The organism is Mycobacteroides sp. PCS013 (assembly GCF_049532645.1).
Lineage (GTDB): Bacteria > Actinomycetota > Actinomycetes > Mycobacteriales > Mycobacteriaceae > Mycobacterium > Mycobacterium gwanakae.
In genome coordinates this window covers 699881-725671 of the sequence record NZ_CP150131.1, presented here as the reverse complement: position 1 = coordinate 725671, position 25791 = coordinate 699881, and the positions used below count along the sequence as shown (strand labels likewise).

Sequence of the window (25791 nt, the reverse complement as noted above, 5' to 3'; positions counted from 1 at the left end):
GACACGGGATTGCTCGCGAAATTCCGTGCTGACGTCACACTCACGGATCGCACGTACCGCTAATGTGGTCAGACTGTGAGTGCCCCACGCGATGAACTGGTCTGGATCGACTGCGAGATGACCGGGCTCGACCTCGGCTCAGACAAACTGATCGAGATCGCCGCCCTGGTCACCGACGGCGACCTCAACATCCTCGGCGAAGGCGTTGACCTCGTCATTCACGCCGATGATGCGGCGCTGGCCGCGATGCCTCCGGTGGTCAAAGACATGCATGCCAAGTCCGGGCTCACCAATGAGGTCCGCAAGTCGACGGTCACTCTGGAAGAGGCCGAGGCGCAGGTGCTCGACTACATCCGCCAGCACGTGCCCTCGGCCAAGGTCGCTCCCCTGGCCGGGAACTCCATTGCCACTGACCGCGGATTCATCGCACGGGATATGCCCGCTCTCGACGAGTTCCTGCACTACCGGATGATCGACGTCAGCTCCATCAAGGAGCTCTGCCGCCGCTGGTACCCGCGGATCTACTTCGGCCAGCCCGACAAGGGCCTGGCCCACCGGGCGCTGGCCGACATCAAGGAGTCGATCCGCGAGCTGCGCTACTACCGGCGCGCCGCCTTCGTTCCCGACCCCGGGCCGTCTACCAGTGACCTTGTCGCGATCGTGGCGAACCTGGACAACGCTGCGGATACCGATTCGGCCTAAGGCGCCATCACCGGTTAAGATCTTTCACGCCGCTTCGCGCGGCAATGGTGGCTGTAGTTCAGTTGGTAGAGCACCAGGTTGTGATCCTGGCTGTCGCGGGTTCGAGTCCCGTCAGCCACCCCACCAAGAAGATCGCCCCATCTGCATCGCAGGTGGGGCGATCTTCATTTTGGGGTCGATGCGTAATCCAATGCGTAATGCGCTGGAAAATGCGGAACTGAGCATTAAGACTGGCAGGACGAAACGGGCGGTCCAAGCACTCAGCGGGTTGATTGGGCCGTGCCGCTAACGCCTGCCACGGTCAAGTGCGTGTCTCAATACGGTGTGACCAGTGTGGCGGGTGATAATCCCGACCATAGTGGAGAACAGGGAGGCGGCGGCTGCTGCGCCCACCCGACTCCCGCTCGACACCAACGCCTTCATTGCACTCGAACCGTTCGACGGCCATATGGAGCCCGGACTCGGACCAGCTGCCACCTTCATGCGGCTGGTGATGAAGCAGCGCAACGCCAACCAGCCAGGCACATAAACCACGTTCTCGGGGATATCCGGCCCACTGAACTCGGCGGGGAGCAGCAGCATGCGCACCAAAGAGCCCTGCGCACAAAGCTGCTGCGCATTCTGCTCGGAATCGATCAAAGAGAAATCTGGCCCCACACCGGAACTCTAGATCCCTCCACGGCGACCGTGCTCATACCGGGTTCTCTCACCCGTTTCGCGAGGGGGCCCGGGTTCACGCAGAGAATCCAGTAACTCACGAGCAGCGACTCGGACCGTTTCCCACCGACTATCGGTTTCAAGTCCAGTCGGCGACCACTGACCTACATTGGGTGCCGTAGTCAGTTCCTCGAAGAGCTGGTTTATCGTATCTGCGTACCCTGTCTGCACTTCATTCATATCTAGTTTATCCGGGATGAACAACGACTCGAACTCAAGAGCCAGTTCATCAACAACGACATCTAGCCGTCTTACGTATCCGTTCTGGTCATCAGCTGGGGAAGCGAGGACTTCGACGATATCTATAAATTTCTTACGCCAGGACGCATTTGAAGAAATCATCTAACGATCCCTTCAGCGTCTCCACCGATGTTTCCATTTGGCCCCTTCACTCTCCAGGGCCTGGTCCGTGATGACCACCGCCGTGGTAGTTGAAGTCCAGTCGGGTTGCCTTACTCAGTGTATTGACGGAAAACCCATCCGTTGCCTTCTTGACTACCTCTTGCCAGTGTTTCTACACGCCAACCGGGCACGTTATCGAGAGCAGCTTCAACCCTTGGGGAGTCCTACCGGGGAGTAGCTGAGCGTTTACCATGATACGGGTTTCGGGTGAAATAAGGCTTCCCGGTAGGGCCCAGGCGCTGGTCAGCTCTGCGATATCGCAGCGACAATAACCAGTACTTCTACCTTATTTTGACGATTCGAGCCACCGAGCCTTAATGTCGTCGCCAAGCTTCTCGACTCTTAGGGCGTATGCCGTCGGGTCCCAATTTTCATCTAAGTTCGCGCAGAACTCTTCCCCATTCAATACTAGGGCGAGTGCTTCCACATCTTCTTCACTTAAGGAACCCGGGACGATGATGCGCTCAAGTAGTCTGGGGTTACGTCGCGTAAGGACATTCCTGAGCAGCTCATATTCTGTCTCAGATAGAAACGAAACCTTGCTATTACTTGCTTCCATGATATTTCCTCTTGACTACTAATACATCAAACATCAGAAGACGGTGACTACTTCCCCATACGGGTTGACAGCAACATTTATGCCGTTCTGTCCACGGTATAACCAGGTGCCCTTGTCAGGCTGGAATATTGCTGGTTGCTTGGGATTATCTACTGCATCTTCGACTTGGCCTCTCGTCCAGCCGCGTTCTTGCATTCGGTCCGTCGCATGGCCTCTATAACCAGAAACTGAGGTGGGAGGTTCCGTCAGCGACGGCGGCGGTTCCTGGGGCACCGAGGGCGGCAGTTCGGGTGTGCCTAGTTCTTTCCAGGGTGGTGTGGGGTCTCCTGGCTTGGCTGGGTAGTCGCGGAATCTGAGGATGGAACCTGTTTGCTGATTGTATTCAACTTCCCCGCCGAGAGGGCCGAAGGTAACACCGCGCGAGGCCAGTTGTGCGTCGTATGCTGTTTTCGCTGCTTGAAGCGGGGCACGCCCCTCCAGATAGGCCGGATACTGCGGCTGCGGGATAACTTTGGGGAACTGCGCGTCGTAGGCGGTAAGCGCGGCCTGAGCTTCCTTACTCAGCCCCAAGATTTCCATGTCGGTCATGGACTTCATTTGCTGGGCAGAGGGCAGCTGAGACACGCGCGGCGGAACCGGCGGCTCAGGCACATCCGGCCCCACAGGATCTGCCGGTGCCTGCTTGAAGTCCACAGCGGTCGCTACGCCTTCTGGCACCTGCCCGCTCTGCAGATCCACAGACTGCACATCAGCAGCCACCCCACTCGTATCAGGCATCCCCGATGTGCCAAAGCTGCTGGCGGTGTTGACCATCCCGGAAACCTGCGACACTCCTGATGCGGCCTGCCCAGTCATGTCCGCAACCTGACCGCCTGCTTCGGTCATCTGCTGAACCTGTTGAGCCTGCGGCTCCAGTTGCGGATTCACATCGGCGGCGAGCTGCGCTGCCTCACCACTGTTTTCAAGCCACGTGGAAGCTATCTGCGCACCTGAGTTCACCGACTCGGCAGTGTCACTGATACCACCGGAGACACCCTGAACAACTGCAACAGCATCCATCGGGTTGACCGCACCACTTTGCGCTGACGAGGCAATCGAGGCACCCGCCTGCGCAGCCGACCCAAAGTTCTGTGCAGCACTGCCTGCTGACTGCCCCAGGTTCGCACTATCAGAGACTGTGTTGGCGATATCGCCCGGCAATCCTGAAGCAAGCTGACCGCTATCTTTTGTCAACGCCTGCGTATCCGGTCCCTGTGGCTGGCCCTGCTGATCGGGCTTTCGCCGCCGTGTCGAGGCCGACCCCAGCAGTAGGGCGGCAAGGTCGTTGCCACCTGATTGGTTGTCACCGTCCTGGTCCTGCTGGTCCTTTTTCTTGTCCTTGCCCTGTTCAGGAAGCCGCGGCAACTTCTGATTATTGTTCTGCTGCTGTTTCTGCTGCTGCAGCTGCTTGGTCAACTCGTCTATACGCTGCTGATTGCCTTGATTCTGCTGTTGCTGGTCCTGTAGCTGCCGCGTCAAATCCTCGACACGCTGCGAATCAGACTGACTCGGCTGCTGTTGAGGCTGCTGTACGCCCTGGTTAGGTTGTGCGCCTTGGTTTCCCGTGTTGGATTGTCCACCTTGTTGTGCGGGCTGATTTCCCGCCCAATCGGGGTTGGGCTCGCCTGGTCCTTGGGTGTATCCGGGCGCGCTCTGATAGTCCGGTATTTGTGTCCCGTGCGCGGGCTGATCCCAACCCTGCTGTGGTCCTTGCGAGGACTGATAGCCGCTGCTGCCGTTCTGCGTAATCGACGGGGCTTGCGTGTTGTAGATGCTGACCGAGCCGTTTTGGTCCAGCGGCGGCTGATTGATACCGCCCTGATAGTCCGGCATCTGGGGACCACCCTGGCTAGGTGGTTGGAACATCTGGCCCCCACCAGGGGGCCCGTCCAGACCGCCCCCGCCGCCACAATCGGGCGGGCATGCCGCCCGCGCCAACGGCACCGTCTCGGGGGTGAACCAGCCCAAGCCCAATCCACCGGCCGAGAACACCACCAGCGCGATCGCCCCCGCGACCGCAGTGGCTTTGTTTGTCGTAGCGCTCGCCCACCGGTACAACCCTGTAAGCCCGTGCCACCACCCCAAATTCGCCCCAACAGCCCAGGTAAGCATCACGGCGATAGCACTAACGGCGGGCAGCACCGAGGAACCCGTGATCGTGGACAACAAGATGGGCACCAGCCAGGCCGTCATCACGACCAGCGCCACACCACCACCTAACAACGCCGCCAACAGAGCAGGATGCGACTGCCCCGAACTCGTAGACGTTTTCGCAGCGGACGGAAAGCGGTGCACGCCCTCATCGCTACCGACACCTGCGAAGACTTCACGCGCCAGCCCCGCCAGGTAGTTACCACCGGTGAATAGCACGGCCCCCGACAAGACTGCGATGAGCATCTGCCCAACGCCCAGCACCAGTGTCCAGCCGGGTTCCGCCGACAACTGCTGCCACCACAGGCTGTATCCGCCGCGCAGCACCCACCACAAACCTGCACTGCCCGTAAGCACTGCCAGCGCGGCAATCACCGCTTGCGCAGGCTCAGACACCTTCGCCGTGACGGTATCGAAAAGCGCTGTCGTGACGGGTTTTAAACCCCAAGCAGCGAGTTTGACACCGCCCCCGAGAGCGGTGAACCAACCCAGCAACAGCCCACCCCACACCAGCAGCTCACCAATGCCATCACCCGCGCGCGCCAGGTGGTGCAAGCCCGCCACCCCGGCCACCAGTAAAACCACGCCAGCGGCAACCGCAGTCAACCGGCGAGCAGGATCCTGATTCTGTGCTACACCGACATCAGGGAACTGCTTGGTCTGTTCATCAAGCTTGTTCATCTGGACTCCCCCCACGCGGCGTTATGCCCGAGTTAATGCTCCAAAGATACCTGAGCCCCTAACCTGCACGCACCAACAGAGCAACAACGAGCAGACACCTCAATCAACAAGTCCTTCGCCAACGCCAGTGACGAGCACAAAGCCGTCGACGCCCTGCTGCAACAGGGCAAAGAACTGAGCGGACAAGCACGCCCAGGCGCGCCAGGGGTCGCAGAAGCCTTGAAAATCCTCGCGACCGACACCGCCAAAGGACTTGTGGGACCACACCACCGCGACGCCCCAGGGACGTCTGGAAACGCTGGGCAATGAAGCGCACCACGTAGCCGACAGCCTCGGAGGTTACCTCCGAGAAAACCTCGGCCAAGGAACCGCAGGCGCAGCCGCAGCCCCCACCGGAGGAGAAGCCGCCCCGTTTCAGGCCTGGGCGTTCTCCGAAGCCCGTCGGCTCGGCATTCTCCGGTGGTGGGCGGCCTCCGTCCTGGTGACATTCGGCGTCGGAGCGGGCACTGCGGTTCCGTTCTTCCTCCTGGTCCGCGATGCGGCCGCGGCACGATCACACCCCCGTCGCTAGCCAGGTAACCCATACCGCGATCGGGTAATTCACACCATCGCTACCTGGGATTAAGCGATCAAGATCGATTTCAGGAAACGCCCCCTGTAGGCGATACGTTTCATTTCACGATCCATGGCAAACCGGCAGGCCCCAAAAGTGCACGTCGACAGTGACCGCCGCCAGAAGCCGTCAGCTAATCACGAATACAGAGCATCGCCACCGCAGGAAACCTTCTCCCCGCATGCTGATGCCGATGAAATCCTGAACGTTCCGATCAATATTGGCGCTATGACCAGGCACGTCGAACGATGACAAATCTGGTTACGTCATGACCCAGTCTTTACCAACAGGTGTATACGAGAACTGGTAACGCGTGTCATACTCTTCGCGGGCTAACGTCCATCCACTCTTTCCGCACCTGTTTCCAAGGGGTACCAGTGACCGCGACCACCACCAACGAGTCCACTCGGAACTTCACCCGCACCCGCAACGGGTACGACCCCATTGAGGTGAACGAGTACATCAGCCGGCTGACGATCATGCACCAGTCCGGGCTGAACGACGTCGAGACGCTTAAGAGCCGACTCGAGGACGCCACCAAGCAGATCGGCTCGCTCAAGGATGAGGTGTCCAACCTCAGCGACACCTCCCCCTCGGCGCATGCGATGACCGACCGGATGGCCAAGATGCTGCGCATCGCGGTCGACGAAGTCTCCGAGATGCAGAACGAGGCGCGCACCGAGTCCGCAGCCCTGGTCGCCTCGGCCAAGTCCGACGCGGAGGCCATGCGCACCAAGCACAAAGAAATGCTGGCCGATATGGCGGCCCGGCAGAGCGCGCTGGAGACCGAGTACACCGAGGTGATGGCCCGCGCCCGCGAGGAAGCCAATCAGATTGTCGCCCAGGCCGTCAGCGAGTCCGAGCGGCTGCGTGCCGCCGAGACCAAGCGGCGCGAAAAGGCGGAGACCGAACTGGACGAAGAGCTGACCAAGCTGCGTACGGAGACCCAGTCAGCCGTCGACGAGCAGCGGCGCGGCACCCAGGCCGAGTGCGAGAAGCGCCTCGCTGACGCCAAGGAAGAAGCTGATCGCCGCCTGCGTCTGGCCGACGAGCAGATCGAGCGCCGCCTGGACCAGGCTCGCCGCTCCGTGGAAGAGGTTGGCCAGCAGCGCATTTCGATTCTGGAGCAGCTGATGAGCGTGCACGGCAAGCTCGAGAGCATCCCGTCCATCCTGGAGTCGGCCTACCGCGATCGTGACAACTCCAAGTCCATCATCATGGTGCCGTCCAAGCGAGTGCTCGACCAGAAGGTCATAGAAGGCTAGAAGCGGACCACTCCGCAGAAAAGCCCCCGCACGCTCGACGTGTCGGGGGCTTTTTCGTCTGCGGCGGCGCTAGTTCCGGGCGTTTCCGGCCTTCCACTGCGACCACGGAATGTTCCAGTCGCCAAGTCCGTCGGTGACAGGAAGAACGGGGCCAACCGTGTTGGAAACGATCACAATGTCACCGCGCTTGGTGTTCTCGTAGAACCACTTTGCGTTCGCGGTGCTGACATTCAGGCAGCCGTGACTGGTGTTGGTGCGCCCCTGCGCGCCGACCGACCACGGTGCGGCGTGCACGTAGATCCCGCTGTAGGACATCTGGGTGGCGTACTGCACCTTGGTGCGGTAGCCGTCGGGCGAGTTGACTGCGACACCATAGGTCGAGGAATCCATGATCAGATCCTTGAACCGCTCGCCGATGATGTACGTGCCGTTGTTGGTGGGCGCCTTGTCCTTACCCATCGAGGTCGGCATCGTCTTGATGATCTCGCCGTTGCGCTCGACGTTGACGACCTTGTTGTTGTCATCCACGCGGCTGATGATCGCGTCGCCGATGGAGAAGCGGGACGTCACGTTGTCCTGCCCGAAGACGCCGTTGCCCAGGTCCACCCCGTAGGTGTTGACCTTCACGTCGACCGACGTTCCGGGCTCCCAAAACGCCTCTGGGCGCCAACGCACTTCGCGGTTGTTCAACCAGTAGAAAGCACCCTCGACGGGCGGGTTGGTGGTGATCTTGATGGCCTTCTCCGCCGCGGCCCGATTCGGGATGCTCTCGTCGAACCGGATGGCGACCGTTTGACCGATACCGACCACCTCACCATCACCCGGCATGACGTACGGCATCGTCATGTTGTCCGGCGAATGAGTACGGAACGATGCGTTGGCGCGCGCTACCCCTCCGAGGCCTCTGGCATCGGCCTTGATGGTGTACTGCTTGTCATAGCCGAGCGGCTCGGTGGTGGACCACGTCACACCGTCGGCGCCGACTTCACCGGCAATCTCTTTGCCGTCGGAGTTGACCATCGTGACGGTTCCGAGCACGCCTTCGCCCGCAGTCACGGTCACGGGCGCATCGACCGGGACGCCGACCGCTCCATCTTTGACCGACATCGCCAGCTTGGGCACCAGCAGATCGGCGTAAGGCGTTGCCTTGTCAATGACTTTCGGCGGTTCCTTGGAGGCGGCGTCCGTGCATCCGGCCAGCACAGCCATGGCCACAACGGGGAGTGCGAGCGCGGTGGCCCACCGCCGACGCGCGCCAACCAGCAGGCGTGGACGACCCTGGGTCATGCTTTGCTCCCTTTGAAACTTGACGCACAAACTCAACGATGATTGTACGGGTTCAGGATGGTCGGCGACGACCTCAATAACCGCGACCGGGCTATCGGGGGGATGACAATTTTCGTTACGGGCTCCGAGGCTGCTAAGGTCTTCCACGCACGTTCACGCGCCGTTAGCTCAGTTGGTAGAGCAGCTGACTCTTAATCAGCGGGTCCGGGGTTCGAGCCCCTGACGGCGCACCACCAGAAACGCCCCACTCCCAGCATTGGGAGCGGGGCGTTTCATTTACCTCCGAGCCTCCGGGAATACTCCGCGACTCCCCGCGTTGGGTTGACCGTGACGGTTCCCCAGATAGTCCCCAACGTGACGCTCAATTCCGGTACCACGATTCCCCAGCTCGGCTATGGCGTCTGGCAAGTGCCCAGCGACGAAGCCGAGGCGGCGGTATCGACCGCCCTGCAGGTGGGATACCGGAGCATCGACACCGCGAAGGTGTACGAGAACGAGGAGGGCACAGGACGCGCCATCGCGCAGTCCGGGGTACCCCGTGGGGATGTCTTCCTGACCACCAAGCTGTGGAATGCCGATCAGGGCTACGACAGTGCGCTACGCGCGTTTGACGCCTCCCTGGAGCGGCTGGGGACCGATTACGTGGACCTGTACCTGATCCACTGGCCGGTGCCCGAACTCGACGAATACGTGGCCAGCTTCAAGGCTCTGCAGCGGATCCAGGCCGATGGCCGCGCCAAGGCCATCGGAGTCAGCAATTTCACCGTCGAGAATCTCCAACGGCTGATCGACGAAACCGGAGAAGTGCCTGCTCTCAACCAGATCGAGCTGCATCCGCGGTTCACCCAGCCCGAGCTACGCGCCTTCCACGCCGAGTACGGCATTCTCACCGAGGCCTGGTCGCCACTTGGCCAGGGCACGATCTTGGATAACCCGACCATCGGCGCCATCGCCGAGGGCCACGGGGTGAGCGCAGCGCAGGCGATCCTGCGCTGGCATCTTCAGCTGGGCAACGTCGTCATCCCCAAGTCGGTGACACCGGCGCGCATCGCGGCCAACTTCGATGTGTTCGGATTCGAACTCAGCACCGACGAGGTGGAGCGCATCACCGGGCTCGACGCGGCCGACGGTCGCATCGGCCCTGATCCGTCAACGTTCAATCTGCGCTAACGCGCATCACTGCACGATGTAGTGACTCTCCTCGGGTGAGGCGAGCATGCGCTCCATGGTTTTTCGATCGAAGGGCCACAGGTCTACCGATCCGTCTTCGGTGAGATACCAGGAGTTGCAACCGGTCGCCCACACCGTGGGTTTCATCGCCTCGCGTGCTTGGATGTTGAACTCATCGGTCGCCTCGCGGCTCACTTCAACCGTGGTGATCTCGCCACGGGCGAAGCGATGTAGCCAGCTGATGATGTATTCGGCGGTGCGCTCAGCCGTGTGCTGAAGCCAGATCGATCCGGTCGGCGAGTTCGGGCCGAGCACGGTGAAGAAGTTCGGGAAGCCGGGGATGGCGGTCATCCGGTACGCCTTGGGCCCCTTCTCCCATGCCTCATCAATCGAATATCCGTCTTTGCCAACCAGATTCATCGGCCGCATGTAGTTGTGCGCCTGAAATCCGGTGGCCAGCACTATCACGTCGAATTCACGTTCGGCACCGTCGACCGTCACGATGCCGGTTGGCGTGACCCTGTCGATGCGGTCGGTGACGATCTCGACATTCGGCTTCTGGACGGCGCGATGGAACGACCCGGACAAGACCTGCCGCTTACACAGCGGCTCGTAATCCGGGGTCAGTTTCTGACGCAACTCCTTGTCGCGGATCAGGTGCAGACACGCCCGCGCGTACTGCTGCACCAGACGCCGACCCCAGCTGGGCCGGGTCACGATGTTCACCAACGCGTCGGTGCCCGTCAACGCGCTGAATCGCACGATGCGTTCGGTGGGCAGCGCCTCCAGCAGCTTGGAGACGAACTTCGGCTGCCGCATCGCCATCGGTGCCCACAGCACCCATTGCGGTGTCCGGATGAATGAGGTCACCTGCTCGACGATGGGTTGCATCGCCGAAACCACTTGCACCCCAGTAGAGCCCGTTCCAATCGCGGCGACACGCTTTCCTTCCAGCTGCACCGAGTCATCCCACCGCGCGGTGTGCACCACCTTGCCGCGGAAGCTGTCGAGCCCTGGGATGTCGGGAATGTTCGGGTGGTGCAGCACGCCGGTGGCGGCGATCAGAAAATCGCACTCCAGTAGCTCCCCCGCTGCGGTGGTAACCCGCCAGCCCGCACCGGTGAACTCCGCGGCGGTGACCTCCTGCCCGCACCGAATATGAGGCATGACCCCCAGATCCTCTGCGACCGTGCGGTGATACGCCTGGATCTCCGCACCGGTGGCGAAGAGTCGTGGCCAGTCGGTGCGTGGCGCAAAGGGGTACTGATAGGCCTGGGAGGGTACATCGCAGGTCAGCCCCGGATAGCGGTTCCAGTACCAGACGCCGCCGACGTCATCACCCTTCTCCAGAATGGTGAAATCGTCGAAACCGGCCTCTTTGAGCTTGTGCCCCACCGCGATTCCGGCCATACCGGCGCCGACGACGACAACTCTGGGACTGCGCCGTTCGCTCACTTCTGGTGCTCCTTGCTCTGCCGCTCGATGCGTTCGATGTACGCGCCACGGGCGTTCAGGTCCAGCGAGGTCAGCGCGCGACGGTCATCGATGAGCCGGCGGCCAAGTCGCTCAAGCGGTTCGGGCACAAACAGATCCACCAGACCCCATCCGAATGCGAGCCAGCCCGGCACCGAGATCTGTGCGCGACGAGTCTCGACACTGCGCACGATCGCGGCCGCCACGTCCTCCGGGTCGACGGTCGGCATCCCCTTGCCCAGCGGCGCGCCCGAGGCCAACTCGGTGCGGACCGCGCTCGGCAGTACGGAGCTGATGCTGACGCCGCTGTCTGCGTACTCCTTGCGTAGCGCGACGGAAAGCCCCACCGCGCCGAACTTGGACGCGTTGTAGGTGACCATGCCGGGAACGGCCAGCTTGCCGGCCATGGACGCCACGTTGACGATGTGCCCACGCCCCCGCGCCACCATCTCAGGCAACGCGGCCCGCGCACCGTTGAGCGGACCGCGCACGTTCACATCGAGAATCAGATCGGTGGTGCGTTCGTTCTCCTCGACAAATCCCCCCAGCGGCATCACGCCCGCGTTGTTGATCAGGATGTCGATCGGGCCCGACTCGGCGCGCACCCGATCAAGAAACGCGGCCCAGGACTCGGGCTTGGTGACATCGAGCACGCCGGACTGTGCACGCGGAATCGTGTCCGCGGTCTCTTTGGCGACCACGTCATCGACATCACCGATCCAGACATCGGCCCCCTTATCGGCGAAAAGGCGCGCGGTGGCAGCACCGATTCCCCTGGCTCCACCGGTGATGACGACCACCGCGCCTGGCAGCTCAATCTTCGGATAACGACTCACATCAACCTCCAACGGAATGGCTTGTCAGTTTCGGAATGATATGTCATTCTCGACGGGTGTCAAGGTCGGTAGGATCGCGGCTTATGACGTCCAGCCCGTCCACACTCAGTCGCGCCGAGCGCAAGAAGCTGGAGATGCGGCAAGAGATTCTGGACGCTGCGTTCGCGTGCTTCTCCGAGCAGGGTTACCACGCGACGGGTGTCGCGGACATCGCCGGACGGATCGGGATCGGCCATGGGACCTTCTACCGGTACTTCAAGAGCAAGCGGGACATCATCGAGCATGTCATCGATGACGTCACCGAACAGATCTTTCAGGCGATCGGCGCGGAGAACGCCGCAGGGCTGGCCGACGATATCGAGCAGTATCGCCAACAGTCGGTGCGCATTGGTGCCGCGCTTGCGGACCTGTTCCGGGACAACCCACAGTTGCCACTACTTCTGCTGGAAGCGGGTTCGGTCGACAACGAGCTACGCGAGCGCGTCTTCGGCATGCTCGTCACAAGTGACCAACTGACCGAGGCCTACCTTCGACATGGGGTCGAAAAAGGCTACCTGCGTGCCGATCTCGATACGGAGTACACCGCCCGAGCCGTGACCGGGATGATCCTGGCCACCGGCCTGCATGCCTCACGGGGCGGCGAGGTGCAGGACAGCAAGCGATTCTCGGCCGCCGTCATCGCCCTCATGTACGGCGGAATCGGCTCCTAAGCACCCAACTCGCGGCACCGGCGCAGGGCGCCGCAAGGCCTACCCCCTAACCTTGCACCATGGCCGCAGTGAGCAAGGTGTTCGCAGCCAGGCTCTCAGGCCTGGTGGTTCTCGGCCCGGACGGCGAATCGATCGGACGGGTACGCGATGTCGTGATCGCGATCGGCGTTGCCCGAAAACAGCCGCGGGTCATTGGCCTGGTTGTTGAAATGCTCACGCGCCGAAGAATATTCGTTCCTATGCTGCGCGTCACCGCCATCGAGCCCGGATCGGTGACGCTGAACACCGGAAACGTCTCACTGCGCCGCTTCGAACAGCGTCCCAGCGAAGCACTGGTGCTCGGGCAGGTCCTGGACACCACGGTGCGCACCGATGACCCCGAGCTCGAACAGTTCGAAGGCGTCGATCTTGTCGTGGTTGATCTGGGCCTCGAGCAGACCCGCACCCGCGACTGGGTGGTCACCCGGGTGGCCGTGCGCAGCCCACGACGACTGGGCCGGCGTAGCGGCGTACAGGTCACCGGATGGAACCACATCCACGGACTGACGCCGTCGGCACTCAACCTGCCCGGACAGGGCGTGGCCCAGCTCATGCTCCAGTTCGAGGGCATGCGGCCCGTCGAGGTGGCCGATGCGATCCGTGAGCTTCCGCCCAAGCGGCGCGACGAGGTACTGGGCGCGTTCGACGACGAACGCCTGGCCGACATCCTGCAGGAGCTTCCCGAGGACGATCAGGCCGAGGTGCTCACCAAGCTGGAAGATGAGCGCGCCGCCGACGTGCTGGAGGCCATGGACCCCGACGACGCCGCCGACCTGCTGGGCGAACTGCCGCCCGCAGAGGCCGAATCGCTTCTGGCGCTGATGGATCCAGAGGACTCCGAGCCCGTCCGACGGCTGCTGACCCACTCCCCCAACACCGCCGGCGGCATGATGACCCCGGAACCGGTGATCCTGAGCCCCAACACCACAGTGGCCGAAGCTCTTGCCCGCGTGCGTGATCCGGATCTGACCCCGGCGCTCTCCTCGCTGATCTTCGTGGTCCGGCCACCCACGGCGACACCCACCGGGCGCTATCTCGGATGCGTGCACCTGCAGCGGCTGCTGCGTGAGCCCCCCTATGCGATGGTCGGCGGCATTCTCGATACCGACCTGCCCTACCTGGATGCCGAGGCGCCGTTGGCCGAGGTCACCCGTTACTTCGCCGCGTACAACCTGGTGTGCGGTCCCGTGATCGACAGGGAGAACCACTTGCTCGGCGCCGTTACGGTCGACGACGTACTGGATCACTTGATGCCCGACGGCTGGCGCGCCGACGAACCCGAGAGCGTGACGGGAGGTAACCGTTCGTGAGCGACGCATCGGCGCGGCAGCGGCTTGATACTCCACGGACCTCCCGGCGTCTGTCGCTCGGCCTCGATGTCGAGGCAGTCGGCCGGGTCAGCGAGAACATCGCCCGGTTCCTGGGCACGGGACGTTATCTCGCCATGCAGACGGTGTTCGTCATCGTCTGGATCATCTTGAACCTCTTCGCGGTGGGCTTCCAATGGGATCCCTATCCCTTCATCCTGCTCAACCTTGCTTTCTCCACCCAGGCCGCCTACGCCGCGCCGCTGATCCTGCTGGCCCAGAACCGCCAGGAAAACCGCGACCGGGTGTCGCTGGAAGAAGACCGCAGGCGCGCCGAACAAACCAAGGCCGATACCGAATACCTGGCACGGGAGCTGGCGGCGCTGCGGCTCGCGGTGGGAGAGGTCGCCACCCGCGACTATCTGCGCCGTGAGCTTGAAGAATTGCACGAGGCCATCGAGGGGCTTCGCGTAAAAGAGACCCAGTAACCCTATTTGGGCGTCACGATGCCGTGGTCGTAGGCATATACGATGGCCGCGGCCCTATCTCGCAGATCGAGTTTGACGAAAATTCGGCCGATGTGGCTCTTGACCGTCACCTCGGATATCACCAGCTGCTCGGCGATTTCGGAATTGTTCGCGCCGGATGCGATGAGCGCCAACACATCCAGCTCCCGTACGGTGAGCTTTTCCTCGGCGGCACCGGTACTGGCGGCGGGTGCGCGTCGATAGGCACTGAGAACCCGCGATGTTACCGACGGATCCAGATATGCCTCACCACGGGCGACCGCATGCACGGCGCGGACCAGCTCTTCGGCCGGAGAATCCTTGAGAATGAACCCGGCGGCACCGGCACGCAGCGCACCGGACAGCAGCTCGTCGTCGTCAAATGTGGTGAGTGCCAATGCCGGCGGCCCCTCGGCGGCGTGCAGCAATCGGATCGCCTCGATACCGCTCATCTGCTTCATACGCAGATCCATGATCACCACATCGGGCCGCGCCTGGGTGACCGCCGCTGCTACCTCACTGCCATCCGCGCACTCCCCGACAATCGAGAATCCGTCCTTGCGACGCAAAATCCGGCGCAGTCCCGTGCGCACCAGCTCCTGATCGTCGACCAGCAGCACGCCCACTTCGGTATCAGTCATGACGCCATAACACCTTTCGCCGCACGCGGCACGGAGCCCCATCGGTTTCCAATGGGACGCTGGCCGAGACTGTCCAGCCGTCGTCCGCCCGCCCGGCACGGAACTCGCCGCCGAGCATCTCAATGCGCTGCCGCATGCCTGCGAGACCGCCCCCCGAGCACACGTCGTGGGGTAATCCCGCGGCCAAGTCGTTACTCACGGTCAAACTGGCCGCCGACCCGTTGATATCAAGGAGAACCGCCGCCGACGACCTAGGCGAATGCTTGGCGATATTGGCCAAAGATTCCTGAGCCACGCGGTACAGCGCCAAACCCACTCCAGCGCTGACGGACTCACCTGACCCGTAGATATGTGATTCCACTGCCATCCCCGCCGCCGTGAAATCAGCGACCAGATCAGGTATATCGGAGATGCCGGGTTCGGGCGACAGCCGCATCGGCTCGGTTCCGCCGGGACCAGCGCTCAACAACCCCACCGTGCCGCGGATATCCGACATCGCCTGACGCCCAAGACGTTCGGCATCGAGCAATCCGGCGACGGCATCATCGACATCGTGATCCTCCTGCAATGCCCGCCGCGCCCCGGTCAGATGAAGCATCGTCACGGACAGGGAATGCGCTATCACATCATGGATTTCACGTGCGATGCGGCGTCGTTCATCGGAAGCTGCCTGCTCCAGCATGCGCACCTGCTGTGCGCGTTCCTGTAAGAGCAGGCGTTGTTGTAGTTGCATGATGCGCCCGATCAACCACCCGCAGAGCACAAAGAACACCATGTAGAGCGAGAAGGTCCCAAGGTGATGCAGCTGTTCGGCCGCCACGAGCAGTGCCACACAGGCGCCAACCGCGAGAAGACCAGCGCGCACCGACGCGATGGCTCCCACTTCCCCGAGCGTGAACATCAGCAGGAAGGGCGCACCATCGACGACATTGGCCGGCCAGGTGAGAAATAACCCGACCCCCGCCAGCGCAAACGCCACGGTCCAGAACGCGTTCAGCTTGCGGCCAGCGATGATGAACGACAGTATCGGGGTCAACGCGAGCAGGGCCGCTAAGGCCAGCAGCCACGGACGGGTGAAACCTCGCTGCAGGACAGAGCAACCCACGATGAGCAGCGTGCTGCTGTACATGACCAGCGGCACGGCCCACGGAAATTCGTACGGCACCAGAGCACGGCGCTGCAACGCAGTCTCCCGGAACCAATCCATAGCGCCAGCGTAGAGGCGGTCACGGCGTCACACATCATGCTTCGCGCGGATTCGCGTCTCCTACCACGGTAGGAGAGCAAGTCTCGCCCACAGCACGACGCCGGCCTCACTGCCTCTCCGTAGCGTCGGCATGCATGTGGGAAGCCATCGCAAGGTTCTGCAGCCGATACGCGTTTCTCGTCATCGGGATTTGGGTACTCGCCGCAGCGGCAGGCAATCTGCTTGTGCCGCAGGTGGAAAGCACGGCACATAACCATGCGCGCGGGTTCCTGCCACAAAGTGCCCCAGTGAATACCGCGGGTGCCGTGATGGGCAGGCAGTTCCAGGACGGCGACGGCGGGAACCTCAACTACCTGGTCCTCGAGAGCGACCACAAATTGGGGCCTGTCGAGCACCAGTATCATGATCGGCTCCTGGCGAAACTGCGCGCAGACACCGCCCATCTGGATTCGGCGATGGACTTGTGGGCGGACCCGCTAACCGCCGAAGGCGCAATCAGCCCCGACGGGAAGGCTGTGTACACCATGCTGCGCGTGACCGGCGAGCTCGGCGGTGCGCAGGCCAACGCGTCCCTGGACGCGGTCCGTCAGATCGTCGCCGACGAGCCCGCACCAGCAGGGATGCACCCCTGGGTCACCGGGCCCGGCGCCACCATCGCCGATGAGCTCACGTCCATCGACACCCAGATGCTGATGATCACCGGCGTCACCGTGGTGCTCATCGCGGTACTGCTCTTCGCCGTCTACCGATCTGCCATCACCGCTGCCATTCCTCTGATCACCGTGGGCATGGGCCTGGGGGTGGCGCGCTCGATCGTCGCCTTCCTCGGAGAACGCAATCTCATCGAGGTCTCCATTTTCTCGGTCGCGCTGCTGGCCGCCCTGGTGCTCGGCGCGGCGACCGATTACGGCATCTTCCTACTCGGGCGTTATCACGAACAGCGACGTTCAGGGCTCGAGCATGAGCAGTCACTCGAAATCGCCAACCGCAGCGTAGCGCCGGTCATCGCGGCATCCGGGCTGACCATCGCCGCCGCCCTCTCCTGCCTCATGTTCGCCCAGGTAGGCATGCTGCGCAGCGCCGGATTACCTTGTGCCATAGGAATCCTCACTGGCATGGCGGCATCGCTGACGCTGCTTCCCGCGCTCATCGGGCTGGCCGGCCGCCGCGGGTTGGCCCAGCCCCGCCCACTACGCGGACAGCCGGGGCGCCGGTGGCGCAGAGTGGGCACGATGGTCGCGCGTTGGCCAGGGCCCGTCCTCGTCGGTTCGGCGTTAGTGCTCATGGTGTGCGCCATTCCTGTGGCCGGCCTGCGCCTTGGCTTCGATGAGCTTGCCTCGCAGCCGCTTTCCACACACGCCAACCGGGGCTATCAGGCAATGGACAGGCATTTCCCGCCGAACCGATTGCTGCCGGAGATCGTTTCGATCGAATCCGACCATGATTTGCGTAACCCAGCGGGAGTCATCGGTATCGAGCGAGTCACCAAGAAGCTCATGGAGATTCCCGGCATTCGGATGGTCCAGTCGGCCTCGCGCCCGGCAGGTGCCATCCCCGAGCAGGCGGCATTGACCGAACAAGCGGGAATCATCGCCGATCAGCTGGACGACGGAACCACCCAGATGAGCCAACGTCTTGGAGCCGTGGACCAGCTCTCGGCAACGCTGGGCCAATTCTCCAAGGCGATCGCGCAACTGCAGAACGGTCTCGCGGGCGGCGTGAGCGGGTTGGGCGAACTCAACGGCGGCGTCGGAGACATGCACTCGGGAATGAAAGCACTGCAGGACAACGTGTCCCAGGTCTCCGGTTACATGGAGCCTTTACGGAACTTCACCAACGGCAACCCCAACTGTGCCAACGACGGCATCTGCTCGCTGGTTCTCAAGGCGGTCGAACCGATGGATTCCGTGGTGGCGGCGACCGCATCGCTGACGGCCAGCACTGCCAAGTTCGGTACCGGCGCCCAGGGAATGCAGAAATCCTTCTCCGGGGCGGTGGACTCGGTCAAGAACATGCGAGCGACGGTGGCGCAGCTCAGCACGATCACCGATCAACTGACCAAGGCAGTCGGTGAGACACGCACCATGTTCTCCGGGCTGACCGAATACCTGCGCGCCATGCGCGAGGATTTCCGCAGCAGCGGCGAGGGAGGTTTTTACCTACCCCAGCGGGCCTGGCAGGACCCGCGCTTCCAGCGCGCCGCCGGGCTGTACTTCGCCCCAGACGGCCGCTCGACCCGCATGCTGGTGTTCGGGGACGGCAAAGTGTTCGGCGCGGACGGCGCCCACCGGTCTCCGCAGATCACCCTCGCGGTGAGCGAGGCCACCAAGGAGGGCACCCTCGCCGGTAGCACCGTGAACATTGCTGGATTCGGCACCGGCACAGCCGAATTGCGCGGATATGTCAGCGACGACTTCTTACTACTGGCGGCCGTGGCGCTGGCGCTGGTCTTCCTCATCGTGCTGGTGATGCTGCGCAGCCCGGTGGCAGCAGCGGTGGTCATCGGCACCGTGGTCATCTCCTATGCCTCGGCGCTGGGAATCACCACCCTGATCTGGCATGACATGTTGGGACGCGACCTGCACTGGTCGGTTCCCTCGATCGCCCTTATCGCGTTGGTCGCGGTAGGCGCCGACTACAACCTGCTGTTCACCATGCGCATGCGTGAAGAGATCTTCCTGGACGGCGCCGGACTGCGCACGGGAATGATCCGCGCTTTCGGCGGCACGGGCGGGGTGGTCACGACGGCGGGGATCGTCTTCGGTATCACCATGTTCGCCATGCTTTCCAGTGACGTTTTGAGTATCGAGCAGGTGGGCACCGCCATCGGGGTCGGGTTGATCATCGACACGCTCATCGTCAGAACGTTCGTCGTGCCTGCGGTGGCGGGCCTGCTGGGCAAGTGGTTCTGGTGGTCACCGGCACCGCTGCTGCGCGGGCTGTTGTTCAGGTGGTCGAAGGCGCGCTCGCCCCGCACGGCCGGGGTGCTCGCATACCTGCTGACGCGGCCATCACGGCTGGAACGAACCGGGGCCTAGCCGTCGGCATCCCTGTCGATGAGCCGGCGCGGAAACGCCAGGATGCCGGCCACCGAGAGCAGCCATGCCAACAGGCGCGCCACGCCGATTCCGATACCCGGCACCAGCGTCCCGTCGATAACCCAGGTCGACCATGCGTCGAGCGCAAAGGCGAGCATCAGGCCGACCGCAACCGCTATCGAGATCCGGTCGAACTTGTCACGGTCCGGCCAGTAGTGCAGTGCCGTCGCTGCGATCCCGACAAGAAACACCACGGCAAGCCGCACACTATCGATGCCGAAGAACACCGTGAACGCAAATCCGACGACGTACAGCAGCATCGCCGCAGCTTTGGCCACGGTCGCATCTACCCTCAGACCAGCGACAATAATCATCGAGGCTCCAGCCGCGCGCGGAAACTTCGCACGCACATAGAGTAACCAGGTAGTGGGGCAAGTGCGATGCCTGCAGCGAATATTGCGCGATAAATATAGCTATCCCATTCTGCGCGCGAGATCCTCACGAGCCGAATTTGCCTGCTCAGGGGTCAACAGAGGGTTGGCGTAGATATCGACGAGCGTGGCCGCCACTTTCAGCTCACCCTCGGGCGAACCGACATCAACACCAAGCCCACGCGAAACATGTTGCTGAAGCAGTGGCACCGCCATGGCCATCGCGGTGATGACGGTGGCACGGGACTTGACGTCGATATCGGCCGGAAACACACGATTCTGGTCGGCACTGGCCAGCCAGCCCTCGGTCATTGCGACCATCTCGTCGAACACCTGGCCCGCGGAGCCGTCGACCAAAGCCCTGGTGATGTAGTCCTGGTATTGGCCGATCGGAATGCGCGCCGAAACATAATGCACATCACCGCGTTCCACGTTTATCCGGACCTGCTCGTTGATGTTCCGCATCGTCTTGACGAGGTATTCATCGCATGCCTCGCGCAGTTCCTGCTTGGACCCGAAGTGATGCCGCAACAACCCGGAGGAGACCCCCGCTCGCGCGGCGATGCCTCGAATGGTCGCACCGTCGTACCCCCTCTCACCGAACTCATGCAGCGCGGCATCACGGATGCGGGCGCGGGCGGTGAGGTCGTCGGGGTCCACGGTCTCCATCGCCGCATATTACACGCCTGGACAATTGGCTACACGCTTGTATAGTCGACGGCATGGGCATCGACACCAGCGGAATCACCCCGGAGGAAGAGACCGCCTTTCTCACCCTGAAGGCACGGGCCGTCAATGACGGCTGGCAGCGACCGATCCTTCCGGATCCGGGAGCGACAGCCGCTGTCGCCGCGATCGACTACGACTTCGATGCACTGGGGGTAATAGCCCCCGTGGTATGCCAATCCTCTTTACGCGCAAAACTTCTCGATGATCGCGTGCGGAGGTTCATCGTCAAGCACCCCAACGCGGTGGTGGTCGATCTCGGAGCGGGTCTCGACGACGGGTATCGACGCATCCAACCGCCACCTACCGTCGATTGGTACAGCGTCGATCTGCCCGGGATGGCCAGGCTGCGTGATGAAGTCATGCCCCCGGGGACCGGTGAGCACACCATCGGGGTGTCGGTCACCCACCCGACGTGGATCGACGCAATACCGTCGGACCGTCCGGCGATGGTGGTCGCCGACGGGTCCTTCGCGTTCCTGACCAAGGAGCAGATCATCGCCACGATGCGAGCCGTCACCGATCACTTTCCCAGCGGACAGCTCGCATTCAACGACTACGGCCGCATGGTGGTGGGCGTGTGGATCTCAAAGCTGTTTCCACAGAAGATGTTCAAGAAGGTCAATCAGCTGCGCGGGTTCGAAGGTTATGACGATCCGCGTACCCCGGAGCGCTGGAACCCGAAGCTGCGGTTCGTTGAAGAGTTCAGCCTGGTGGACGCCCCCGAGGTGGAACTCTTTCCGAAGTGGCTGCAGATATCGTCACGGCTGGCGCGATACAGCCCGTCGATGAGACGTTCCGCGCGCATCCTGCGTTTCGAGTTCTAAGCCTGCGCGCCTTCGAAATTCAGCATCAGAACGCGTCGTGCTTCGACAAGCGGAACGACGTAGTAGATCTGCACGGCCAAGCACAGCCAGATCGGCAGGCTAGTCACTGCGATCACGGGATTTACACCCCCGTCAAAGCCCTGCAGAATCGCCATACCGGTCCAGATAATGATGGCGGACAAAATCATTGGCCCGAAGAATCGGGGTAGCTGCCCGGCGCGCCACAAATACACGTCAGCCAGACGAATAGCCGCGACTCTTACCGAGGGATCGGTGGGCATTGCGCCACGCACCAAAATCCTCGCGGCCTGCCGAGAATGCTGGGGTGCAATATCTTTCACGACGGCGCGATACTTCACACCATCTACCTGTCCTATGGCCGCACCCAGTGCCCCAAACACCATCCCGCCAATACCGACGGCGATCCACCAACCCACGTGCTCGCTGGGCTGCTGCCCACCTGACCGCCAGAAGCCCAACACGAGGCTTCCCATTGCCCACCAGATCGCGATCGATGCGAGCAACTGCACCCACAGCGGGGAGAGCGCCAGTCGGACCGTCATACGGGTTCACCCACTACCGGCTGGTCGGCATCCGCCAGGAGTTGCAGCCGTGCCTTCACAATCCGCGGAACGCGAAAATTCTGCACGGCCTGGAATGCCGCCAGGACCGCGAACCCCAGCCACGCCACGGAGACGTTAGGAGCACTCCCGTCCCAGTTCATCGCCCGAGCGTTGAATACGCAGGCGCCAACCCACAGCACGGACATTCCGATGCCGAAGCGTCTCCCCTGCATCGCTTGTTTCAGGTACCGCTGCGCGACCGCGATAGCTGCCGATCGCAAAGCTCGATCCTCCGGCACCCGCCCGCGTGTGATCGCCCGGTAGACGTCGCGATATTGACCAGCTGGAACGTCACCCATGAGCCGGTGATAGCGCCGGGCGTGGAACTTCCAGGACCAGCCGACTAACAACCCCAGAGCGCTGAAGCCTACGACGATCCAGAACTGCTTCTCCGGCCCATCCCACTGCGCGCCGAAGAGGACAAACAACCCGGCAAGCAGCCACCCATACGCCAGAAAGACCACGTACCGAACCCATGCAGGTTCAAACAGCAAGCGCAGCTCCACTTGCTCAATGTAACTAATCGCATGTCAATGCGATATAGGAAGTCGCCATTGCATCGCCTGGCGAGCACTAAATCAGTCGCGACGGAACTTGCGCACAACCTTGCGCGCCACCAGTGCGGCAACTATCGCGCCGACACCGAGAATGGTGAATTTGATGGCCGGCTTGTTGAGAGTCGCCAGCACCGAGGCCTTGGCGTCTTCGGCCAGACGCTGCGGATTTGCGCGGTCACTCAGGGTGTCGACAGTCGCCGCGAGCTGATCGCGGGCCTTGTCGATATCGGCCTTGATTGCCTCGGGATCCCTGGCCACGTGTACTCCTCCACGTCCGCGGTTGAAACTCAAGCAACTACCCTAGGGCAACAACTGTACGGGTCAACAGAAAGGCATCGGTCATGGCGGAAACCAAGCGGCTCGAAGTTGGCGACAAGGCCCCGGCGTTCACCTTGCTCGACGCCGATGGCAAGAAGGTGTCGCTGTCCTCCTACAAGGGCCGCAAGGTCATCATCTACTTCTACCCGGCCGCCATGACGCCCGGCTGCACCAAACAGGCCTGCGACTTCCGTGACAGCCTCGCCCAGCTCAACGAGGCGGGCCTCGACGTCATCGGTATCTCCCCCGACAAGCCCGAGAAACTCGCCAAGTTCCGCGAACGCGATGGCGTGAACTTCCCGCTGTTGTCCGACCCCGATAAGACGACGCTGACCGCATACGGCGCCTTCGGCGAGAAGAAGCTGTACGGAAAGATCGTCGAGGGCGTCATCCGATCCACCTTCGTCGTGGACGAAAAGGGCAAGATCGAGGTGGCGCAGTACAACGTGAAAGCCACCGGACACGTCGCGAAGCTGCGCCGCGACATCTCCGTGTAGACCAAATGCCACTGATCGACATCACCTGCGGCCCCACCGTCACCGATGGCACTCGCACACGGCTCGCCGAAGTCCTTCCCGACGCGGTCTCATTGGCGGTGCAATGCACGGACGAACCTTATGACCACCATCTACAACCCGGTGACGTCCTGATCCGGTTCCACGAGGTCGGCCCCTTCGACCGTTTCGATATCGACGTACTCGTCGAGGTGAAGTCGAAGTGGTTCAGCGACCGAGCGCAGGACCGTCAGCGTCGCGCCGAGGCAATCCACGACGCGGTACGAAACGTCATCGCGGACGAACAGACTGCCGGCGTCTATCTGACCTTGCCCGTTGCGGCATGGGATCAGAGCGATTCTGAAACCTCAGGCCGTTGAGGACGTCCGTGCCAGAGGGTGCCCGCAAGTGGCTGGGCTTGGCCGCCATCGCATTGGGAGTGGCGCTGATCGTCGTCGATACGACGATTGTCAACGTCATCATCCCCTCGATCGTGCGCGACCTCGGCGTCACGTCGGCACAGGCGCAGTGGGTACAGGAGTCATACGCAATCGTCTTCGCGGCGCTGCTGCTGCTTGTCGGACGATTCTCTGACATTCTCGGCGCCCGCCGCGTCTTCCTTACCGGGGTAGTGATTTTCGGTGTGACGAGCTTGCTGGCCGGTATGGCCACCACCGGAAGCTGGTTGATACTGGCCCGCTTCCTGCAAGGTGCCGGGGCCGCGCTGATCCTGCCGACGTCGCTTGCACTGCTCAATGCGCAGTTCACCGGAAAGGCCCGGGGCCAGGCGTTCGCCATCTGGGGGTCGACCATCGGAGCCGCGACGGCCCTGGGTCCGCTGCTCGGCGGATGGCTCGCCGAACACGCCTCGTGGCGTTGGGCTTTCGGCATCAATATCCCGCTTGTCGCGGTGATCTGTATCGGCGCACTGGCGTTCATCCCACGCTCACCGCGCACTCAGGCACGCGTGGATGTCGCCGGGGCGGTGTTCTCGATCCTCGGGCTGGGGTTGCTCGCCTTCGGTCTGATTGACGGTCGCACCTACGGGTGGGTCCGCAGCACCGAACCCTTCGAGGTGCTCGGCATGCGCTGGACGCTCAACGTATCACCGGTTTTCGTCGCACTCGTCCTGGCAGCGTTGTCCCTCATCGCCTTTGTCATCCGCCAGGTCACTCTGACACGCGATATCGATCCCGCGCGGCCGACCACCGCACTGATGGACGTGCGGCTCTTCTCCATCGGCTCGTTCCGCAACGGCAATATCGCCACGCTGATCATCGGGATGGGCGAATTCGGCATCGTGGCCGTCCTTCCGCTGTGGCTGCAGTTCGCGTTGGGATACAGCGCCGTTGAGGCGGGATTGGCTTTGGTACCCATTGCACTCGGCAGTTTCGTCGCCAGTGGCGCCAGTTTCCCTATGACGTCACGTATCTCGGCGTTGGGATTGGTGCGCATCGGGCTGGCGCTGGAGGCAGTGGGGTTGGCGGCGCTCGGCTACATCGCCCGGCCCGACAGCACCTGGTGGGCCATCGCGGCGGCGCTGTTCGTGTATGGGATCGGCATCGGATTCGCCACCGCTCAGGTGACCAACGTGGTGCTCGCCGATGTACCCGAACGTAGCTCCGGTCAAGGGTCGGGCATGCAAAGCGTGTTCCGGCAGCTGGGCTCGGCCCTCGGGATCGCCGTGCTGACGACGGCCTTCTTCAGCGCCATCAGCGCACGGCTCAGCGGCACTCTCGCGTCCACCGGGTTGCCAGCCGATCAATCCGATGCGCTCACCCGTGCGGTCGTCCGCAGTGCGGGTGCTGCCATCGACGGGTTCGCGCGTCAACCCCAGACCGAGGCCGTCGCCGATGCCGCGCGCCAGGCGATGGCCCATGGAGTCGAGTTGGGCAGTTACCTAGCCGCGGCGTTCCTCGCGCTGGGACTTGCCGCGACATTTCTCATCGCCCCGGCCGCCTCAACAGAGCATGCACCGCTCTCCTAGTCCTGCGGGTCAGTGATATCGAAAACCGTGGCGGCGCTGTCGGTGTCCGCCGCAAGTTCGATCCGGCGGCGCATATCCACCGTCATGTCCGGCATCGCGGCGATATCGAACCACTGCGCGGCATCGTTCTCGCCGTCCGCGGGAAAGGGTGATCCGGCAACCCAGTCCATTCGGAACACGTGGTCCAGGTACTGAGCGTGATCCCCATTGACATGAACCATCGGCCGGGTCACATGCACCCACGCCAGCCGTCGGGGTATCGCGCGAATGCCGGCCTCTTCCAGCACTTCCCGGACGGCGCAGTCGGCCGGATTCTCGCCGGGGTCGACGATTCCGGTTACCGCCGTCCAGACGCCATTGTCGGCCCGCTTGACCAGCAGCACTTGTTCATCTCGAATGACCACAGCGGTCACGCCCGGTAACCACAGCGGCGCATGTCCGATGTGTCGACGCAACTCGATGACGAATTCCGGAACCGGCATAGG

Annotated in this window: 25 protein-coding genes and 2 tRNA genes; 15 read left to right on the top strand and 12 right to left on the bottom strand. The window is 62.6% G+C overall.

The window, feature by feature from the left end; translation table 11 throughout:
* Window positions 1-117: 117 nt before the first annotated feature.
* From orn to RHO23_RS03580, 3 genes are all read left to right on the top strand, one after another.
* A complete protein-coding gene (gene orn, locus RHO23_RS03590) occupies window positions 118-702 on the top strand; it encodes an oligoribonuclease (protein WP_044104593.1) in 585 nt (194 codons plus the stop codon).
* 47 nt (window positions 703-749) lie between these two features.
* A tRNA-His gene (locus RHO23_RS03585) sits at window positions 750-825 on the top strand.
* 208 nt (window positions 826-1033) lie between these two features.
* Entirely contained in the window at window positions 1034-1231 is a 198-nt protein-coding gene (locus RHO23_RS03580; protein ID WP_123771718.1) for a hypothetical protein, read from the top strand.
* Window positions 1232-2413: 1182 nt separating this feature from the next.
* On the opposite strand, the gene RHO23_RS03575 is transcribed toward RHO23_RS03580, so the two are convergent.
* Window positions 2414-5251 (bottom strand): YIP1 family protein, encoded by a 2838-nt coding sequence (locus RHO23_RS03575; protein ID WP_423488673.1) that lies wholly within the window; start codon window positions 5249-5251, stop codon window positions 2414-2416.
* 253 nt (window positions 5252-5504) lie between these two features.
* Here RHO23_RS03575 and RHO23_RS03570 point away from each other — a divergent pair, with 253 nt between their 5' ends.
* Together RHO23_RS03570 and RHO23_RS03565 are read left to right on the top strand one after the other, a co-directional pair.
* Window positions 5505-5822, top strand: coding sequence for a DUF2834 domain-containing protein (locus RHO23_RS03570; RefSeq protein ID WP_081349535.1), 318 nt, complete (start codon window positions 5505-5507; stop codon window positions 5820-5822).
* A 419-nt stretch (window positions 5823-6241) separates the two neighbouring features.
* The gene (locus tag RHO23_RS03565; RefSeq protein WP_030094999.1) at window positions 6242-7129 is read left to right on the top strand and encodes a DivIVA domain-containing protein; all 888 of its coding nucleotides are present in this window, start codon (window positions 6242-6244) and stop codon (window positions 7127-7129) included.
* A gap of 69 nt (window positions 7130-7198) precedes the next feature.
* Here RHO23_RS03565 and RHO23_RS03560 read toward each other — a convergent pair whose 3' ends face one another.
* Window positions 7199-8416 (bottom strand): L,D-transpeptidase, encoded by a 1218-nt coding sequence (locus RHO23_RS03560; protein WP_423488672.1) that lies wholly within the window; start codon window positions 8414-8416, stop codon window positions 7199-7201.
* Window positions 8417-8573: 157 nt separating this feature from the next.
* Between RHO23_RS03560 and RHO23_RS03555 the strand changes: the two genes are divergently transcribed.
* Both RHO23_RS03555 and RHO23_RS03550 read left to right on the top strand, forming a co-directional pair.
* Window positions 8574-8649, top strand: a tRNA-Lys gene (locus tag RHO23_RS03555).
* A 121-nt stretch (window positions 8650-8770) separates the two neighbouring features.
* Window positions 8771-9586 carry an aldo/keto reductase gene (locus RHO23_RS03550; protein WP_423488671.1) on the top strand — a complete coding sequence of 272 codons (816 nt, stop codon included), beginning with the start codon at window positions 8771-8773 and terminating at the stop codon, window positions 9584-9586.
* Window positions 9587-9592: 6 nt separating this feature from the next.
* On the opposite strand, the gene RHO23_RS03545 is transcribed toward RHO23_RS03550, so the two are convergent.
* The gene (locus tag RHO23_RS03545) at window positions 9593-11041 is read right to left on the bottom strand and encodes a flavin-containing monooxygenase (protein ID WP_423488670.1); all 1449 of its coding nucleotides are present in this window, start codon (window positions 11039-11041) and stop codon (window positions 9593-9595) included.
* On the bottom strand, window positions 11038-11895 hold the full coding sequence (locus RHO23_RS03540; RefSeq protein ID WP_217339674.1) for an SDR family oxidoreductase: 858 nt from the start codon (window positions 11893-11895) through the stop codon (window positions 11038-11040). The genes RHO23_RS03545 and RHO23_RS03540 overlap by 4 nt, the downstream gene beginning before the upstream one ends.
* An 83-nt stretch (window positions 11896-11978) precedes the next feature.
* On the opposite strand from RHO23_RS03540, the gene RHO23_RS03535 reads away from it, so the two are divergent.
* Genes RHO23_RS03535 through RHO23_RS03525 form a run of 3 tightly spaced genes read left to right on the top strand, consistent with a single transcriptional unit; the run spans window position 11979 to window position 14439 of the window.
* The gene (locus RHO23_RS03535; protein WP_423488669.1) at window positions 11979-12605 is read left to right on the top strand and encodes a TetR/AcrR family transcriptional regulator; all 627 of its coding nucleotides are present in this window, start codon (window positions 11979-11981) and stop codon (window positions 12603-12605) included.
* 59 nt (window positions 12606-12664) lie between these two features.
* A complete protein-coding gene (locus RHO23_RS03530) occupies window positions 12665-13954 on the top strand; it encodes a magnesium transporter MgtE N-terminal domain-containing protein (protein WP_057965092.1) in 1290 nt (429 codons plus the stop codon).
* Window positions 13951-14439, top strand: coding sequence for a DUF1003 domain-containing protein (locus tag RHO23_RS03525; RefSeq protein WP_030094985.1), 489 nt, complete (start codon window positions 13951-13953; stop codon window positions 14437-14439). Before RHO23_RS03530 ends, RHO23_RS03525 begins: the two co-directional genes overlap by 4 nt.
* Window positions 14440-14441: 2 nt before the next feature.
* On the opposite strand, the gene RHO23_RS03520 is transcribed toward RHO23_RS03525, so the two are convergent.
* On the bottom strand, window positions 14442-15098 hold the full coding sequence (locus tag RHO23_RS03520) for a response regulator (protein WP_064408256.1): 657 nt from the start codon (window positions 15096-15098) through the stop codon (window positions 14442-14444).
* Window positions 15091-16305: a sensor histidine kinase gene (locus RHO23_RS03515; RefSeq protein WP_423488668.1), complete on the bottom strand. Its 1215-nt coding sequence runs from the start codon at window positions 16303-16305 to the stop codon at window positions 15091-15093. The genes RHO23_RS03520 and RHO23_RS03515 overlap by 8 nt, the downstream gene beginning before the upstream one ends.
* 134 nt (window positions 16306-16439) lie before the next feature.
* On the opposite strand from RHO23_RS03515, the gene RHO23_RS03510 reads away from it, so the two are divergent.
* Window positions 16440-19343: an RND family transporter gene (locus RHO23_RS03510; protein WP_101312212.1), complete on the top strand. Its 2904-nt coding sequence runs from the start codon at window positions 16440-16442 to the stop codon at window positions 19341-19343.
* Here RHO23_RS03510 and RHO23_RS03505 read toward each other — a convergent pair.
* A complete protein-coding gene (locus RHO23_RS03505) occupies window positions 19340-19717 on the bottom strand; it encodes a hypothetical protein (RefSeq protein WP_101312213.1) in 378 nt (125 codons plus the stop codon). The genes RHO23_RS03510 and RHO23_RS03505 overlap by 4 nt on opposite strands.
* A gap of 99 nt (window positions 19718-19816) precedes the next feature.
* Window positions 19817-20443, bottom strand: coding sequence for a TetR/AcrR family transcriptional regulator (locus tag RHO23_RS03500; protein ID WP_101312214.1), 627 nt, complete (start codon window positions 20441-20443; stop codon window positions 19817-19819).
* A gap of 53 nt (window positions 20444-20496) precedes the next feature.
* Here RHO23_RS03500 and RHO23_RS03495 point away from each other — a divergent pair, with 53 nt between their 5' ends.
* On the top strand, window positions 20497-21327 hold the full coding sequence (locus RHO23_RS03495; protein WP_423488667.1) for a class I SAM-dependent methyltransferase: 831 nt from the start codon (window positions 20497-20499) through the stop codon (window positions 21325-21327).
* Here RHO23_RS03495 and RHO23_RS03490 read toward each other — a convergent pair.
* The 3 genes from RHO23_RS03490 to RHO23_RS03480 form a co-directional block, all read right to left on the bottom strand.
* Window positions 21324-21890, bottom strand: a complete 567-nt coding sequence (locus RHO23_RS03490) for a hypothetical protein (protein ID WP_423488666.1) — start codon at window positions 21888-21890, stop codon at window positions 21324-21326. The genes RHO23_RS03495 and RHO23_RS03490 overlap by 4 nt on opposite strands.
* Entirely contained in the window at window positions 21887-22456 is a 570-nt protein-coding gene (locus RHO23_RS03485; protein WP_070942652.1) for a hypothetical protein, read from the bottom strand. The genes RHO23_RS03490 and RHO23_RS03485 overlap by 4 nt, the downstream gene beginning before the upstream one ends.
* 72 nt (window positions 22457-22528) lie before the next feature.
* The gene (locus RHO23_RS03480) at window positions 22529-22765 is read right to left on the bottom strand and encodes a DUF3618 domain-containing protein (RefSeq protein WP_070942653.1); all 237 of its coding nucleotides are present in this window, start codon (window positions 22763-22765) and stop codon (window positions 22529-22531) included.
* Between the two features lie 83 nt (window positions 22766-22848).
* On the opposite strand from RHO23_RS03480, the gene bcp reads away from it, so the two are divergent.
* The 3 genes from bcp to RHO23_RS03465 are packed head-to-tail and all read left to right on the top strand — an operon-like array spanning window position 22849 to window position 25306.
* Window positions 22849-23322, top strand: coding sequence for a thioredoxin-dependent thiol peroxidase (gene bcp / locus RHO23_RS03475; protein WP_046253022.1), 474 nt, complete (start codon window positions 22849-22851; stop codon window positions 23320-23322).
* Between the two features lie 5 nt (window positions 23323-23327).
* Window positions 23328-23699, top strand: coding sequence for a hypothetical protein (locus RHO23_RS03470; protein WP_217339679.1), 372 nt, complete (start codon window positions 23328-23330; stop codon window positions 23697-23699).
* Between the two features lie 8 nt (window positions 23700-23707).
* Entirely contained in the window at window positions 23708-25306 is a 1599-nt protein-coding gene (locus RHO23_RS03465) for a DHA2 family efflux MFS transporter permease subunit (protein WP_423488665.1), read from the top strand.
* Here RHO23_RS03465 and RHO23_RS03460 read toward each other — a convergent pair.
* The gene (locus tag RHO23_RS03460) at window positions 25303-25788 is read right to left on the bottom strand and encodes an NUDIX hydrolase (RefSeq protein WP_423488664.1); all 486 of its coding nucleotides are present in this window, start codon (window positions 25786-25788) and stop codon (window positions 25303-25305) included. The genes RHO23_RS03465 and RHO23_RS03460 overlap by 4 nt on opposite strands.
* Window positions 25789-25791: the final 3 nt, after the last annotated feature.